The organism is Enterovibrio nigricans DSM 22720, assembly GCF_900167155.1.
Taxonomy (GTDB): domain Bacteria; phylum Pseudomonadota; class Gammaproteobacteria; order Enterobacterales; family Vibrionaceae; genus Enterovibrio; species Enterovibrio nigricans.
In genome coordinates this window covers 1-15,532 of sequence record NZ_FUXU01000055.1, presented here as the reverse complement: position 1 = coordinate 15,532, position 15,532 = coordinate 1, and the positions used below count along the sequence as shown (strand labels likewise).

At 43.2% G+C, this 15,532-nt stretch carries 15 protein-coding genes and 1 pseudogene; 4 read left to right on the top strand and 12 right to left on the bottom strand.

Annotated features, from left to right (window positions below):
• Positions 1-80: 80 nt before the first annotated feature.
• From B5D35_RS16635 to B5D35_RS16590, 10 genes are all read right to left on the bottom strand, one after another.
• Positions 81-377 (bottom strand): hypothetical protein, encoded by a 297-nt coding sequence (locus B5D35_RS16635; protein ID WP_078753659.1) that lies wholly within the window; start codon positions 375-377, stop codon positions 81-83.
• A 13-nt stretch (positions 378-390) separates the two neighbouring features.
• Positions 391-2,289 (bottom strand): type IV secretory system conjugative DNA transfer family protein, encoded by a 1,899-nt coding sequence (locus B5D35_RS16630; RefSeq protein ID WP_078753658.1) that lies wholly within the window; start codon positions 2,287-2,289, stop codon positions 391-393.
• A 14-nt stretch (positions 2,290-2,303) separates the two neighbouring features.
• Positions 2,304-3,326 carry a P-type DNA transfer ATPase VirB11 gene (gene virB11, locus B5D35_RS16625; RefSeq protein ID WP_078753657.1) on the bottom strand — a complete coding sequence of 341 codons (1,023 nt, stop codon included), beginning with the start codon at positions 3,324-3,326 and terminating at the stop codon, positions 2,304-2,306.
• A complete protein-coding gene (virB10, locus tag B5D35_RS16620) occupies positions 3,326-4,486 on the bottom strand; it encodes a type IV secretion system protein VirB10 (RefSeq protein WP_078753656.1) in 1,161 nt (386 codons plus the stop codon). The genes virB11 and virB10 overlap by 1 nt, the downstream gene beginning before the upstream one ends.
• The gene (gene virB9 / locus B5D35_RS16615; protein ID WP_078753655.1) at positions 4,483-5,370 is read right to left on the bottom strand and encodes a P-type conjugative transfer protein VirB9; all 888 of its coding nucleotides are present in this window, start codon (positions 5,368-5,370) and stop codon (positions 4,483-4,485) included. Before virB9 ends, virB10 begins: the two co-directional genes overlap by 4 nt.
• A 12-nt stretch (positions 5,371-5,382) precedes the next feature.
• The gene (locus B5D35_RS16610; protein WP_078753654.1) at positions 5,383-6,072 is read right to left on the bottom strand and encodes a VirB8 family type IV secretion system protein; all 690 of its coding nucleotides are present in this window, start codon (positions 6,070-6,072) and stop codon (positions 5,383-5,385) included.
• 149 nt (positions 6,073-6,221) lie between these two features.
• Positions 6,222-8,651: a VirB4 family type IV secretion/conjugal transfer ATPase gene (locus B5D35_RS16605; RefSeq protein WP_078753653.1), complete on the bottom strand. Its 2,430-nt coding sequence runs from the start codon at positions 8,649-8,651 to the stop codon at positions 6,222-6,224.
• A gap of 2 nt (positions 8,652-8,653) precedes the next feature.
• Positions 8,654-8,959, bottom strand: coding sequence for a VirB3 family type IV secretion system protein (locus B5D35_RS16600; protein ID WP_078753652.1), 306 nt, complete (start codon positions 8,957-8,959; stop codon positions 8,654-8,656).
• 56 nt (positions 8,960-9,015) lie between these two features.
• Entirely contained in the window at positions 9,016-9,330 is a 315-nt protein-coding gene (locus B5D35_RS16595; RefSeq protein ID WP_078753651.1) for a TrbC/VirB2 family protein, read from the bottom strand.
• Between the two features lie 125 nt (positions 9,331-9,455).
• Positions 9,456-9,668, bottom strand: coding sequence for a hypothetical protein (locus B5D35_RS16590; protein ID WP_078753650.1), 213 nt, complete (start codon positions 9,666-9,668; stop codon positions 9,456-9,458).
• A 636-nt stretch (positions 9,669-10,304) separates the two neighbouring features.
• Here B5D35_RS16590 and B5D35_RS16585 point away from each other — a divergent pair.
• The 3 genes from B5D35_RS16585 to B5D35_RS16575 are packed head-to-tail and all read left to right on the top strand — an operon-like array spanning position 10,305 to position 12,763.
• A complete protein-coding gene (locus B5D35_RS16585) occupies positions 10,305-11,306 on the top strand; it encodes a hypothetical protein (protein WP_101210255.1) in 1,002 nt (333 codons plus the stop codon).
• Positions 11,290-12,051, top strand: coding sequence for a hypothetical protein (locus B5D35_RS16580; protein ID WP_078753648.1), 762 nt, complete (start codon positions 11,290-11,292; stop codon positions 12,049-12,051). Before B5D35_RS16585 ends, B5D35_RS16580 begins: the two co-directional genes overlap by 17 nt.
• A complete protein-coding gene (locus B5D35_RS16575; protein ID WP_078753647.1) occupies positions 12,041-12,763 on the top strand; it encodes an SDR family oxidoreductase in 723 nt (240 codons plus the stop codon). The genes B5D35_RS16580 and B5D35_RS16575 overlap by 11 nt, the downstream gene beginning before the upstream one ends.
• A gap of 283 nt (positions 12,764-13,046) precedes the next feature.
• On the opposite strand, the gene B5D35_RS25250 is transcribed toward B5D35_RS16575, so the two are convergent.
• On the bottom strand, positions 13,047-13,175 hold the full coding sequence (locus tag B5D35_RS25250; RefSeq protein ID WP_280174686.1) for a hypothetical protein: 129 nt from the start codon (positions 13,173-13,175) through the stop codon (positions 13,047-13,049).
• Positions 13,176-13,245: 70 nt separating this feature from the next.
• On the bottom strand, positions 13,246-14,019 hold the full coding sequence (locus tag B5D35_RS16565; protein ID WP_139367793.1) for a replication initiation protein: 774 nt from the start codon (positions 14,017-14,019) through the stop codon (positions 13,246-13,248).
• 1,005 nt (positions 14,020-15,024) lie between these two features.
• On the opposite strand from B5D35_RS16565, the pseudogene B5D35_RS16560 reads away from it, so the two are divergent.
• Positions 15,025-15,532 (top strand): annotated as a pseudogene (locus tag B5D35_RS16560) (hypothetical protein); the annotation flags it as partial.

Sequence of the window (15,532 nt, the reverse complement as noted above, 5' to 3'; positions counted from 1 at the left end):
TTATTGTTTAAAAACGTATGACGTTGATTTCACCTGTGCGTGTGGCTTGTGAATGAGGAACTTTCTGTGTCATATGAGGACTAATTCGGCTCTGCAATACTGAAATAACACGAGGTAAAACAGATATGTATGGTTTGAATACAGGAATAGACACAGATAAGCCTGTTGAACCTGAGCCGGAGGCGGCCCCAGCCAAGAAAACCGCCGCAGAACGTGCCAAAGTACTTCGCAAGCGTTCGGATCAAAATAGACGCTGAGTTCAAACTTTGAGTTTGAACGTTCCCCTTAAAAACGCCCTGATGAAGGGCATGGAGTTCGTTGGCATCAATCAAGGGATCAAATTCATCATCGTCAAAATGCATGAGTGCGTATTGCATGGATATTCCTCTGTCAAAAGTCGGGTAAGTCGTCTTCGTCATAGTGCGATTCACTGAGCGAAGCGAGGGCGTGTTCGTCAGCGATAGCAGGTTCAGGGGGAGTCTGAGTATGGCGAGACGGTAAGTTATCCAGTGGTGACGCAAATACTGGAATGGGTTCTACAATTTCTTGAGCCACGGATTCAATCGTGATTTGAAGCTCTTTGGCGGCAATGGCATCGTCAAGCTGTGCTTTGGTTGGAATGCCTTTGATTTGGCCAAGGGATGGCGAAATGGCTTTCAATCGGTCAATGAAAGGCGATTCTTGGTAGTAGTGAATTTTGTCACCATAGATAGCCTTCCTGCCGCGCATCATAATGATCATCTTTTCAAACGGCATTTCACGGAGTTCTTGAGGCAGCATCAATGCGCGTCGTTGTTCACTGACCGTGATAGTTTTGCCGCTTTTCCCTGTGGTTCGCTGTTCACTTTCAACCTTGACGGTTTTATCCCCCAAGAACTTTGACATTTCTTCTGCGTCTTCTTTCTCAGGGGTATAAATCAGTTGTGCTTCATGGTTGCCAATGAAGGTTGTCGCGGTATTTTGCCCGTATCCCTCTGGTTCGTTAGCGCGTATTTGTGCTGGGTTTTGCACAATGGTGAGCAATTGCAATCCGTAACCTGCAAAGTAGTTGTTGGATTTGGCGATAATGGCACTTCGACCCATTGCGGTGAACTCGTCCATCAGCAGCAACACTTTGTATTTTAAACTGCGGTTTTGCTCCGGTAGCTCCTTGGTGTTGAGGTTAATAAGCTGGCTGAAAAACAGGTTTAAAATACGCCCTGCTACGGGGATGTAGTCAGGTGTGATCCCAATGTATATGGTCATGCGCTTTTTACGCAGATCGAGAAAATTAAAATCGTTGGCACTGGTCGCCGCATCAAAGATAGGGTTGTTCCAATCTTGTAGCGAGGCTTTCAAGGTGTTTGAAACCCCTGATTGTCCTTTCTCAACGTCCAGTGCAAGAAAGTCATTTAAGGCTTCAAGACAAGAGGCAGAAAGGTCGGAACGTGCCTCAATGATGCTGGTGAGGTGTTCGTTCAGAGGTTTTCCTTTTCCCTTGGCTTGCCTTAATATTTCTCCAATGGTGAAGGGCAGCTCCGGCGTTTGGTAGACATACAGCGCAAGCCCGAGAAAGAGGTTTTGCGCGCTCGATGCGAAATATTTCGCGGTGGCGTCTCCAACGTCGGTTGGGTAAAACATTTCGGCTATCGTGAGAATGTCAGGAATAGTTAAGTGGTCATTTCGCACGTACCCAAGCGGGTTGTAGCGGTGCGTTTCACCGGATTCGTCAAAAGGGTTAAACAGGTAAACGTCTTGCTTTAACACTTCTTTGCGAAACTTGGAGGTGATCGCAAAGTTTTCTTTCTTAAAGTCAGTGACAACACAGCTACCAAACCAACGCAAAAGATTGGGGATGATGATACCGATACCTTTACCTGCTCGGCTGGCAGCAGCAAGGAAAACAAACGCATTGCCTGTGTAGTACAAAAAACGGCGGCCTAAACGTCCAATTAAGATCCCTTGCCCGTCGTCTTTGGTTTTCGCCAGTTTATAGTGGTTGAACACTTCATTGTTGTTCGCCCATCGAGCCGAGCCGTGCAACTGCTCAATCTCACGATTAGCGAACATGGCAATGAGAAGGGGCACAATAAACGCTATCCCTACGCCTCCCATTGCGGCGATATTCAATGATTTTTGGTAGGCCATATCGTCATGGTAATAACGCCATTGTTCGATAAAGGTTAACGGCATGACGCGTGATAACTCACCGTCATGCATCAAAAAATAAATACAACCCGCAAGGTAACTGGCGAGCACCGCAAGGAGAGGGGTGACAAGTATCACCCCTATGATTTTTTTTGCGTCCATCGTGTGGGTTCGCCTTATTTTTGGGTTGGGTCAAACCAAATCTCGGTGATGTGACGGCCTAGCGGCTCATTGGAATGCACATCATTGGTGACATGAATAACAATGTCGATCACCTGATGAAGCAAGGTTTTTACCACCTCATAAGGTAAGGCGCGTCCTTGCGGATTTTGCATCGCCATCATTGCCAATCGCTCAAAACTCAATGCGGCTGAGTTGGCGTGACAACTGGTAATGCTTCCGCCATGACCGGATGCGTTGACGTTGATAAAATCAAAGGTTTCTGCACCGCGAAGCTCGGCAAGCATGATGCGGTCGGGCTTCATGCGTAAACAGCTTTTGAGAAGCTTTGCGGAGGTCACCGGATCGTCAGGGAGGGCTTCACTGGGGTAAAAAAGGTGAACACAGTTGTTGTGATTCGGTAAAAAAAGCTCAGGCACGTCCTCAATCGTAATGATGCGTTGACCATGCGGGATCAATTCCATCAAGGCTTTCATGAAGGTGGTTTTCCCGCTTCCTGTGCCGCCTGCTATCACGATGTTTTTTTCACTGAGAACCGCAAGCTCCAAGAACGCCATAACATTGGTTTCTTTCAGTTCAAGCAGTGTTTCTTCTAACGGGGTGAGTCCCTCTTTGAGAGGGCGAATATGCTTAAAGAAGCCGTCTTTGTCATAGTCCTTCAAGGTTCGACTGGTGAAAGAGGGTTTACGGATGGTTAAGCTCACCGTTCCCTCTTCACACGCTGGCGGGATCACAAACTGAACCCGCTCTCCTTTAGGGAGAACGGCGGACAGCATCGGGGTCGTCACCGAGATATTATTGTTGGTGAACGCAGCGACGGAGGTGGCCATAGACATTAATCGGTCGAAGGTGAGTTCTGGGACATCAAAGCATTGCCAATGGCTGTTTTTCTCAATCCAAATCTCAAGCGGACGGTTGATTGCGATTTCCGTAATGTCATGGTCGTTCAACCACTTCTCAATCGGTTGAAATAAGAACTTAACGGATGCGTCACTTTGAACGGTATCGAAGGTATTCATCAAGGGTTGGCTCTCAGTTGGTAGACCGTCGAAAAATCGAGATCGCGAGCGACCACAATTCCAACGCGTTCACCTTGGTTTTTGTAAAACGTCGGCGGAATGTTGATGGTGTTTTGAAGGGCAATCGCCGCCATGTTTTGGGCAGCATCGGACGAACTTTCAAAGTTATTGACGTTTTGACCGCCATTTGTGGCGACGTAGGCGGCAATATCATCCACTAATGACAGCATCATTGCGCCGCCAAATCGTTTCCAGAAGTGGGTTTCAACGTATCCATCTACGCCCCCTGCCCCCAAGCTGTCTGTGGCGGGTGAAGCAAGGTCAATCACCACGCCGTGAGGGGTTTTTACTCTGTCCCACAAGACAAAGAGGCGACTTTGGCCTTGTGACACGTTCGCTCGATATTCTCCGGTCACTTCTGAACCACGCTCTAGGAGTAGCGTCGTTCCGTTGTCGCTGTAGATATTGCGCGTTAATGTGCATTTGGTCATACCTGCCACGGTAGAGTTCATGCTGGTATTTAAAACGCAATCAATGTATGCCCCTTTCGCCAACAGATAATTGCGATTGTAGAGTACACCTGCGAGTGCTTTATCGGTTTTGGTCGCGGTTAGTTGGCTTCTTAACCCCGTATTGTCTTGCTCGCCAGAAAACAGATTAAAGCTATCTGTAGTTTGTGTTCCTAGCGTGTTTGGAGATTGAGGTACAAGACCGAGTCCCCCGCCACTTCCGCTTTGAACTGCCCCGCCTGTCGATGATGCACTGCTCTTATCCAACAAGATGATTTTCTTTATTGGGGTCATATTGCTTTTGTCATTAGAGGGAGGATGTGGCGGCTCTTTGGGTGTTTCAACGGACGTGACTTCTTTTGGTGTTGGAGGCGGTGGTGTTTCTTTGGGTTGATCGTCTTCAAACTCAAAAGTGCGTCCTGCTGCATGGCTACGACTGCTGCTTGTGCTCGTCGTTGCCGTGGTAGATATGTTGTGATTCGTTTTGGCTTTTTGAGGCTCTTTGGGTGAGGTAGAACTGAACCAAAGAAAAGCGCCAATGCCAGCGATAACCAGGAGACACACCGCGACAAAGACGGCGATTTTTTTACGGTCAGGTTGCCCTTCGTTTAAGAGGTCTTCACCGTTTAACTCTTCGTTTTGTTCAGTCATGATTTTTCCTTAACGATGCGCGTGACGCCTTTTACGGTTGTCCCTGAGCGAGTATCGACAGAAAGGGTGTCAAAGGCTTGATTGGTGACGCCAACCACGGCGTTATCAAGGCGCAATACCCATTGTTTTGATATACGTTGAACCACAATAGTATCGGGGTCGTGGGCGGAGATATGGCTATTGATAAGGGTTTCTTGTCCGGTCTCAGTAACAATGAAAATGGCGGGGATTTCACTGTTTTGCGCAAAGGTTAAATAGGTGAACCTTCCATCATCAAAGGCTTTGATTGGGGCAATGCTGCGTGATTTTTTCCCCACTTGCATGACGTAATGCCAATTTTTTGCGTTCACTTCTGGTGTGAGTTGCTGGCGCAATTTGGATTGTTCTAATGCCAGAGCGTTGCGTTTGGCTTCCTCTTCGGGATAGCGAAAGGTTAAACGATAGGTGTTTTGTCGTTTGCCCTTTGTGCCCGTCCCTAAGTTCAGAGCAAAGGTGTAGTTACGTTTGTTCGTGACCACGTTGAGATTGGTTTTCCAGTCCTTCGTGGTCGGCGTGATGATGATTTCTTCTTTGACCTCTTTCCCTTCTTCGTCCTCATAGGTTTGTGTTCCTTTGGCGGAAAGGGCTTTGATGAAAAGATGGTTGCCTTTGGGGGTGATTTCCCACCCGTCAGCAAAGCCTGTAAACGTGTACTCTATTTTTTCATCCGTACTAAACACGATGTGCGTAGACATGCCGATGTACGCGGTGATGGCGACCACATCATCATGACGATACTCGGTGGCTTGGATGTTGCTGTCACGGTGTGATTGATCAGGGATATCCAGCGCGAGGGCTGGGAGCGATGCCGTGCAAAGGCAGAGCGCGAATAAGGATGTTTTCATAGACGTTTGCCTTTAGCGTACTCGTTCAGGGTCAACGCGGTAGCTGGTGATTTCAAACGCGAGTGGGTTAACTAACCGCTCTTGTTCACTCATTTCTTTACTTGGCACGTAGCGGTATCCCACCGTCGCGATCCAAACCGAGGTTTTGCCGTTGTTTTTTTCTTCCACGTTTTTGATGGTTTTCTCAAATCGGATCGTGGCGATTTGATCGGCAACATCATTGACGATACTGAGGATGTTTATCGTGGCTTTAATGCGTTTGCCCCATCTCGTGTCGAGGGCGTTATCCCCTTCAAAAATGGAGGCGTATTGGGTTTGCACATCAGGGCTTGAGAATGCCAAGGTGCTGTTGTAATCGTTTTGCAAGGTGTACCAATCGTAGACTTCACGCCAGCGGAGGTAGTTCGATAGCCAATAGCGGTCAATGGCTTCTTGCTGTGTGAGGGTATTGGTTTCTTGACTCAGCACACTGACCACTTGGGTTTGTCCTGAGTTTTTATCGACGGTGACAACGTAAGGCTCAACGGTTTTCAGCGGCATGAGAAGAACCAAGGCCAGCCATGACAGAGCCGTTAGCCCACATGCGCCTTTGGTGATGTTCCATGCGCGATGTTCAGATTTTGCCGCCATGATGGATTTGGAGGCTTCAAAATCCAGCGCATCATCAAAAACGGCGGCGTGTTCTTTTTTATTGCTGGTCATGGTTGATGCTCTCCACGGGGGCGTGTTGGTAGTCGGGTTTTTTGGGGTGCGTTGTGGCACACGCGCTCAGAGTGAGCGCGAGACAAAAAATAAGGAGTTTCATATCAAGGGGTTCCGAGATAAAAATAGGCACGTTGTTGTGCCTATTTTTAATGGGGTTGGTGTTTAGCGGCCGCGGAGCGTTTTTTCATGGCTTTCACCTTGTCGAGAAAGACTGGGATCCAGTCCGACGGGTTGTTGCCAACTTCTGCCACGGCTTCATCAAAAAAGGGTAATTCTTTAGAGCCAGCCGATAAGAGGGTTAATTCATCCCCCATATCTGGCATGGCTAACGAGCAGACTGCGGAGTTTGAACCTTGTTTGATAAGACAAAGGCGGCTTTTCTCTCCAAGGTTTTGCACCACATGGAATTCTTTTTCTGTGAGTCCGAACCCCTCCACATACTCACTGCGTTTTGCTTTGGGATTCGGCAGATAGATTTCAGTGGAGCACGATTGGACTAATGCCGCGCCTTGCGGCGAGTTAAGCAAGCTCGACGGTAGCTGTGTCGCAAACACCCCCAATCCGTTTTGTTTACGGATGGTCAATTGCTTGTTCCCGACGAAATCAGAAAACGCCTCATCGTTTACCCACTTCCACGCTTCGTCCATCACGTAGATAAAGCGGCGACCGTCGATAATGTCTTCCATGCGGTGAAGCAGATACATCGAAATGGGGGTTCGAGCATCGTCATTGTCGAGGAACTCCGTACCATCAATGCCGATGTTACGTGCAATCGTAAAGTCGAGTTCGTCAACGGGGTTATCAAACACCCAACCAAATTCACCACCTTGACACCATTTGTTGAGGCGTAACTTGATGGAGTTGGCGATTTCTTCTTTGCTTGTTCCAACGGCAATGTTTTGGTTAATCAATGAAAGTCGGCGCATGGATTTATCCATTGCCATGACCGTGTTCACCGCTTGGTCGATGGATTGTTCTTCAAAGACGGACAGCGGCATGTCAGGCCGCTTGGTAAGCACTCGCACTAAATTCTTTAAAAAGCTCAGGTTGCGAGGGGTCGCGTCCATTTGAAACGGGTTAAAGCCAGAGGGTTTCCCGTCTTGCACCCGCAAATAGTGCCCCCCCAAGGCGCGTATCATGACTTCTGCGCCACGGTCTTTATCGAAAAAGACGGTACTGAAGGGGTTATTTTGGGCGTATTTTTGCGCCTGACAGTAAAACAACCCCAAGGCAACGGTTTTGCCGGAGCCTGTCATACCAATCATGCGCGTGTTACCCGCCACTTGGTCGCCAACGTTATTTTCACCATCGACGGTGTAGTGGAAGTTAAAGAAAAACGGGTGTCCTGATAGGGTTTTGAGCCTTGTGACGGCTGCGCCCCACGGGTTGCCGTCGCGTTTGCCTATCAGGAAGTTATGAAACGGGGCAAAGCTGGCAAAATTTAAACTGGTCAATCCGGCGACGCGGGGACGGTATTGCCAGTTAGCCGGAAGCTGCGCAAAGAAGGTGGCATCGTTGGCTATCTTGGTTGGCACTGCCATGATGTCTTTGTCACTCAGCAGTTTTTGAGCGTTGCTTCGGTGTTGCTTTACCGCCTCAAGGCTATCGCCTATCACCATGATAGAAAAATGGTACTCGCCCATTGCAAACTGACCATCGGCGAGGTCGTTTTTTGCTTGCGACATGGCGGCAATTTGCGTGATTGCATCATCACCAGAGTTCGCAAGCTGTCTCTCACGGGCTTTGAGATAGCTCAATCCTTGTTTTCGGTTAAAGAAGCTAAAGCTTTGCGTCAGAACAAACTCATACGGGGTGTAAAGGAGGGAGTCCAACACACCGCAATAGCTGTCTTGGCAATACTCTTTAATATCAAGCCCCTGTAAGTATCGGGTGTTTCCCGTGGCTTCAAGCTCAATCGTCTCATGGTCGACTTTCATCCAAGCATGACCAATCATGGTATGGATTTCTGCTGAGGAGGCTTTGACGCGTTGCCACTGCGCCGTTAAGAGGTAGTTGAGAAACGTTAACGGCTCGGAGATACCGTCTGAAATCCCTAATGCGGTGACATTGTAACTCGACAAGTTGGTTTGAATACGGTCAGCAATTTGCTCAAATTCATCCAGTCTCGCCGCGAGCCTTGCTTTGGCAGCTTGAATATCAAATCGACCTTTTTTGAGTTTGCTTTCGCTTGCCCGTTGAACAACGGTGACATACAAGTGGTTGACCATCACGGCATCGCCAAACATGGCGTGGTAACGGTCATCAAAACGTTGGCTGAATGCGTCGTCAAATTCCCCTTCAATGGAGTGTTTTATTTTACGGCGAACGCAATGTGTCCAAAGGCTGACGTTGATTTCAGCGAGACTTTTATACAGGCTGTTCAGGCGTTGGTGTGCCAGCGTTAAATCGTCATTGTCTTTGGTTTCAAATGACAGGCCATCGAGCTTAAAGATGCGCACCAGTGCGCCGTCTTTTGTCATGAGCGTGTTACTGCTCACGTGTGACGAATAAGGAATAAAGTCCGCAAGGGGCGATTCGTTATTAATGGCATCAAAGAATTTGGGTATGCCGAACATGGTTAATCTCGCTTTTTAAAGGGGAGAGGGCAATAAACCGCTGCGTGATAAAAGGCATGGTTTCTATTTGTCCGGCGGCATTTAAATTTGAGCCACAATAACCCAAACATCCCGTCGTCAAATTTGGTGATTATCCGCATCCCGATATACACAGGGAGAATAAGGAATATGCCCCATATCCCCAACCCAAAGAAATTCGCCCACATACTGAGAAGTACAATCAATCCACAAGACGCTAATAGCGGTGTCATGGGGACAGAAAGCAGCATCGCGGGGCGCGTACAGGCTTTAAAAATAGGTTCGCTCATGATGTTCTCGAAAAAAGCGTTCAATGATGAACGCTTTTAGTTGAATGGCGTCGTGATTAACCGACGATATAGCGGGCGATTTCCGCTGCGCCACCGATAAGCAGGCCCGCAATGACGATTTTGCCCACTTCCATCACATTGGCATTGGTGAACAAGAATTTGTAGCCAGCCCACATGACAGCAACAGTAACGGTAATGACTGATGCCCCACGTAAGATGCCTGCAATGTTATCCATAAAATTATTGACTTTATCGAGACCCCCTGACGCATACGCCAGTTCTGGTGCCAGAAGGGTAAACATGGCGATAGCAAACATAACCATCATCGTGATTTGACGAGCAGACAGTGTGAATTGAGAATATATAGTCATAAAATTTTCTTCTACATTAGTTAAACGAAATAATCCGCTTATTGGATATGGATAGATGGATTGTGAAAAATAAAGGATTTAATCTTTTGTTCTACGATTCATTTTTCGGCGGCGAAAAAGAGGATTTATGTGTATCTTTTTTTCTTTGGAAGTAAGTCGACCAGCAGGGGATCAGGGTGTTTGTTGACGTATTCTTTGGCAATGGCCGTGATGAGATCAGACATGAAGCCGGCTTTTCCGCCGTTGCCGTGATAGCGATAGCCCCATTCTGCGGCCATTTCGGTAAAAATATCACTGATGTCTTCAGTGACGGTAATATTGAGTGTTTTGGTTCTCATGCATGCCTCGTTGATAAGCGTTATGGGTTTTTAAACGGTGTCGTTTCAGTTTTTTCTGAGTGCTTTGTTATCTCGAATGAATAATATTCATAAATAAATAGCCTCTACCTCACCGCCGAGGAAGGCGGGGCTTATTCACATATTGGGTCATTCTCACAGTTAAGCCATCCAGCAAACATACGTCCATTATCTATAGGTTGTAAGCCCGGTATCCATAGCGGTAAATAAGGTCTATTTCACGGAATTTCGGTTCCCCATCCGCGGAGCTTGGGGTGATCTCACGCATAAAAAAATACGCTTAGTCGTTTATGGTACAAATTTTTAAAGAGCGTGAATGAACCATAATTTAGGGTATTTGACTAAATAGATAAGTCCCCAAAATGGGTACTTTTTTTCTTAATCATAAAAAATGCTAGCCCACTAAAACCACCAAATAAACTCACAAAGATCATGGTTAATGGTTTTTTTATGTTGAAGTTAGGCGAAGAAATGAACGACAATTACTGAATGGGAGGTGGGTTTGTATTGCATTGTTTTATAAGATAAAAATTATTTTTCATTGGGATCTTTATCCATAAGTTGGAAAAATTGTCGTTAAAATTTACAATTGATTAGACGACAGTTTTTGAGAAGGTAATGATGAAAACCGTTATCAATGTTGTAGTATTAGTAGTTGCGATAATTATTATGCAACCTTATGCTCATTCATCTCAGGAAGTAAAAATAGCTCTAGTCATTGGCTCTGATAAAAAAAAGTCGAGCCCAAGCAATTTAGAAAAATTGTGTATTTCGAATGGTATATCAGCATTGTATGAGAATATAAAAATACGCATCATACCTAACGGACATAGCAATTACGGGACAATAGAAGCACTAGAAAATCTGGGAGATTCTCAAGGGGTCGCCATGCCTCTTTTGACGAGTGAACTGCCTGATATTGGAGTCATCCATTCATTGGTAAAAAATAAGAAAACAGTTATCACATCGAGCAGAGATATTCCGGAAGAATATGAAAATATCTACAGTATAACAACTAGCGTTAAAGAGCAGGTATCGTACTTAATAGGGCATTTAGACAGAACAAAAAAGGTACTTCTCATCACGTATAACGATGCTTATAGTAAATTGTTAACTTATTATTTCCGTCTCAAATCGCCTATCGAATTTCATGAAATGGATGTAGAAGATTTCATTAATTTAAATAATATTGAAAATCTACCTTCAACAATCGTGATAACTAGCCCATTGTCAGAATCACATAAGATATTCAGAAAAACCAATGAAGATAAGACAAGAAAATATAATCTTTTATCTTTTGATCAAGGCCATTTAATAAAGTCAGCTAAGGATAAATTTATATCTATTGAAAACGAAAAGGACATATATTCTTGGGTGAAGAATTGGGACGGAAAAACAATAGGAGACAATGGGTTTCTTGAAGTTTTTAATTATCAATGTCGTGACTTACAAGAAAGACCAACATATTTAAACATAGCTACATACGAATCAATAATGGCGGTTTTCCAATTGCTGAGAAGCAAGGAAGCAAACCCTTACTTTAAATATACAAAAGTAGATATTTTAAAAAAGATAAAAGAAAGAAATTTTGGGATGTACTTCGATGAATTCAAAAGATAAAATTATTCTTATAATACTCTTAGTTCTATTGTGTATAATTCCAATGGAATTTACTACAAATGATAAAAGCAAAATAATAGAGGGGGTCTTAAATTCAAGAACTATAAAGAATGATATTTACAATAGTAATTATCAAAACATTGAAAGCTTATTGTCTAATATATTTCAATACGAAGAATATAAATTATGCACTTCATTAAATTTGTCGAACAGAAACCATGTTGAAAAATATAATGGAGATTATATTTGTAACAAATCAGATTTCAACCCGTCAGAATTCTATTTGTTCCCACCCAAAACTGGGGCTGTAGGAATAGAATTAGATGGAGAATCATTAGGAGAGGTGAACTGGGTTAGATACATTAACATGGACGTGTATAAATCTTATTTCATAATGATGCTTTTGATTATTTATCTTTTTTTTGTTTTATATAAATTGCATAATGGAAGTAAAAAAATCGATCACTTTGACTTTAATAAAAATATTTTTATTAAAAACAAAAAAATGTTCCCAATTCGTAGTGATACATTTGCGTTTTCAGTTTATGGTGAAAATTATTGCAATATTACACTTACAAATGGAAAACAATATAAGGTAAGATGTTCATTGGAGGCATTAGAGGCTTTAATTGGTCGAAAATGTAAAAGAGAAAGGAGAAATGTTTTAATTTCAGAAAATATTGTTTTTTCGAAGAGAAACAATAAGTTCATATTGAAAATTGGAGAAAAAGAGTATGAAGTATAAAGAGGTGCTAATAACATGTGGAAACAGTGGTATCGCACAGGGAATAAAAAAAGTATTAACTGATAATGGAGATAGTATTAAAACTACTTACAAAAATGGAACGGGCGATTTTAAACTGGATTTTTTTTCCCGTGAATCGATAGACCTGTGCATAGAAAAAATGAAAAAAGAAAGTAATGGATTTGATGCAGTCGCATTTATCATACCTAGAATCGAGCCAAGTGCCGAAGTTTTTCCTAGCTCTGAAAAATGGATTGAAACGTTCGAAAAGTATTTCATTAATCCATTACACTTCCTAGAAAAAATGATAAAAAACAAAATTTTAAATAATCAAGCAAGCGTGGTTATGTTAGCAGGGATATCAAACAAACAAGCTATGACAGGCTATGCGATAAACAACACTATTAGATTGGCTTGGCTCGGGCAAATGAAAACAATGTCTTTAGCTCTTGCTCCAACATACAAATTCAATAGTGTTTCCCTAGGTGGCGTGATGACTGAATCCTATACTAGGAAGTTAGAAATAAAAGCAGCCCAAAATGACATTAGTTTAAGTGAACAATTAATAAAAGAGACAGACAACATACCATTAAATAAGTACGCTAGCGTTGAAAATGTTGCGAATGTTGTTGTGCCGCTACTTGGTTCTTTTAGTGATCATATTACGGGTCAAAACATACTGGTCGATGGCGGCTTCATAAGAACATATTGATAAGGGCATAATGCCCTTTATCATATTCATTTGATGTTGAAAGTCATATATGTCATCAGTCTACAATGGTATATAATTCTTAACTCAGACTGTTTATTTACATTAAATTTTTCAAACATCGCTATAATGTTCTTTTTAATAGTATGTTCTGTCCTGCATTTTATTTCTCCAACATCTTTATTTTGCATTCCAATACTGAGAAGGTACAAGCTTTCTGCTTCGGATTTTGTTAGCTCAGGGAACAAAGTCACCAAAAATGGTAAAAGTCCTTCAGTATGAAGGTTCATTTTACACCTCCAAGAAGAAGCTGGCGACGCTGTTTTTTCGAAATAGCACGGGATTTGATTGCAAACTGAACAATCAGTTCGCGGGGAGCGTGACATACGGGCACGCGGAAGGTACGCTTGTTCATAGCTCATTTCCTAGTTTGGTTAGGGTTTGGGTTAGCTGGTTTAACGGGCGGCTACCCGTTAAATCAGCGACTATTTCATTTCAATTAGCTCATTCGAATTATACTCATAACTTATTTTTACTTTATGTGCTTTCCTAGCAATTCTCTCTTCAATCTCCATGTTAATTTCAGTAAATTCTGTTTCATCTATAAGTTTTTTTACTGAACGTTTAAAAAATATCTTATTAAAATCTTTAAATTCTTCATAAAAAGAAGAAACTCCTAAAATATTTTTTAATGATTCAACTTTGACAATTCTATGGGTTTTATAACCCATGCTTATCCATTCTCTTAAAATCAAATAAAGCTTACCAGCATTACCTTCTGGCAATCTCAATGCACTTAGAAGAAACTGATCTGTAAAATCACCTTTAAATCCAGCAATTAAATATTTCATTTCCTCAGCGAACTTAATAATTACAAACCCTTCTCCTTTCGAATACCCTGTCCCTTTATCCGCAATTGTAAAAGGTTCTATCGAATCTTCTGGCAACTCTTTATTTTTTAACTTCACTAATGAATTATCAGCTTCTAATACGTAGCCTCTTAATTCTTTCACTCCTTCAACCATTTGACGGTATGCTGCTGAATAATCTATATCACATAATTCAGCATAATCTTTTACGCTGATTTTAAAAGGTTTATTACTATCAAACTTTAAAAAAAAATTATCTACCGTAGACTTTCTTTTTATTTTAGCCAAACACATGTAGAGCAATCTTTTTGCTGGTAAGTTCATATCTATAAGCGCAGGGCGCATATCATTTCTATGATAAATTTTTCTAGGCAAAACAAGAACATCCACAGCTTTCCAATTTGTCTATTTTATGCTCATTGGATTTATACTAACAACCTCAAAATAGGAGGTCAACAAAAAAAATAGACCACCAATCACTGACAGGGTGACCACCTTTAAAAATCAAAATTACTGATAACAGCTTGTTATATAAAGTAATTTTGGTTTTTACTCCCCAGTGGAATAATAGTCTTGAATAAGAAATACAGTCCCGTAACTCCGTTGCTATCTGAACTGAATTTCAGAAAAGAACTAACGCACTTCGTTTGTTGGCCTCACGATTTGTACAATAGGTTCGCTTTCGTGCGCAGACCAAGTTAATGACAGCTGGGTATATACATGCGCAGGTGTTCCGCTAGAACGCTTAGCATCACATCGAAACCAGTCTTATGGCCAGAAGCTGCACCTCTGCCAAACCCCATAGAACTACGAACAATCATTCGTCTTGCTCGCTCAACTGGTTCAGTTGCTGGCTCGTAGGCTAACTTAAACTCATCTCGGTTGTATGGGGTCAGGTGACAAAGCTGATATAATCGTTTGTTCTGTGTTCTGGAAAGAATGAGCAAATCCACTTTCTGGATTTTTAGCGATTTACAGGTTGTCAAAATCGCCTATTCCCCGCTATAATACGATCAGTTATTGGATTTAAAGTGCATTACATAGCACACTACTACATAGTTTTCTATGTAGTGTATTTTTCGATAACTAGAATGTGTTGGACTCTCAATCCAACTACATAGCATTCGCAAGAAGCCGTTCGCCCGCTCGTGAACGGTTTTTTTGTGCCTGAAATTCAGGAACTTGATCTTTAAAGAGATCTTCTGTAGATTGAAGACTCATTGTTTGGCGTGAGAAACCAAACAACCCTAAAATTCGAGCGGAATTCAAAGATGAACAGCATGTATCAGGCTTGCCGAGGGCAAGCACCAACCAGACTCAACACTCAGCCATTGTCCCTAGTTGATAACGTGTTTATCGATTGTCGTTTGGGAAATCGCATTGAGGGTGAGTCACATGTTAACGACTGATAACTCCCCGACACAAACCAAAGCTGAGTACGACAAAGCTTATCGAGCGAAACGCAAAGCGCGTAAGCTTGAACTTGTCGCTTTGCATCAAGAAGCACTCGCACTCAAGCACCAAAACGATCCAGATTTTACTCTTGGGTTCCGTAGCCGTCGGTTATTGCGAAACGGCGATATCGTTAATCTTCCCCATGAATACGCGTTTATCCTGAAAGGCTGTGAGGAATTCATTGAAAATCCACAGCGTTTTCCTGCCCTTTTCGCCTGGGGAGGCGAGGCGGTACGTAATATCCAGTGTCGCACTCTGATAGCCAAGGTCTTGGCCTGTATTCTGCCGAACACCGATTTGATTGGCGGTCGTATAGGTCTGGCCACAGAAGCGGGCTTAATGCCCATTAGCTACGATCAGCTACAAGAGGATTATGTGCTTCGCTGGGGTGAGTATGTCTCACCGAAAGCCTTTGGCAAGGTGATGATCTACCTTCGCCGTGCTGGTT

Coding starts and splice junctions, on each gene's coding strand:
- virB9 (WP_078753655.1), bottom strand. CDS start 5,370: ATGAAAACATCCTTATTCGCGCTCTGCCTTTGCACGGCATCGCTCCCA.
- B5D35_RS16595 (WP_078753651.1), bottom strand. CDS start 9,330: ATGACTATATATTCTCAATTCACACTGTCTGCTCGTCAAATCACGATG.
- B5D35_RS25250 (WP_280174686.1), bottom strand. CDS start 13,175: ATGAACAAGCGTACCTTCCGCGTGCCCGTATGTCACGCTCCCCGCGAA.
- B5D35_RS16580 (WP_078753648.1), top strand. CDS start 11,290: ATGAATTCAAAAGATAAAATTATTCTTATAATACTCTTAGTTCTATTG.
- B5D35_RS16630 (WP_078753658.1), bottom strand. CDS start 2,289: ATGGACGCAAAAAAAATCATAGGGGTGATACTTGTCACCCCTCTCCTT.
- B5D35_RS16600 (WP_078753652.1), bottom strand. CDS start 8,959: ATGAGCGAACCTATTTTTAAAGCCTGTACGCGCCCCGCGATGCTGCTT.
- B5D35_RS16635 (WP_078753659.1), bottom strand. CDS start 377: ATGCAATACGCACTCATGCATTTTGACGATGATGAATTTGATCCCTTG.
- B5D35_RS16590 (WP_078753650.1), bottom strand. CDS start 9,668: ATGAGAACCAAAACACTCAATATTACCGTCACTGAAGACATCAGTGAT.
- B5D35_RS16585 (WP_101210255.1), top strand. CDS start 10,305: ATGATGAAAACCGTTATCAATGTTGTAGTATTAGTAGTTGCGATAATT.
- B5D35_RS16605 (WP_078753653.1), bottom strand. CDS start 8,651: ATGTTCGGCATACCCAAATTCTTTGATGCCATTAATAACGAATCGCCC.
- virB10 (WP_078753656.1), bottom strand. CDS start 4,486: ATGACTGAACAAAACGAAGAGTTAAACGGTGAAGACCTCTTAAACGAA.
- B5D35_RS16610 (WP_078753654.1), bottom strand. CDS start 6,072: ATGACCAGCAATAAAAAAGAACACGCCGCCGTTTTTGATGATGCGCTG.
- B5D35_RS16575 (WP_078753647.1), top strand. CDS start 12,041: ATGAAGTATAAAGAGGTGCTAATAACATGTGGAAACAGTGGTATCGCA.
- virB11 (WP_078753657.1), bottom strand. CDS start 3,326: ATGAATACCTTCGATACCGTTCAAAGTGACGCATCCGTTAAGTTCTTA.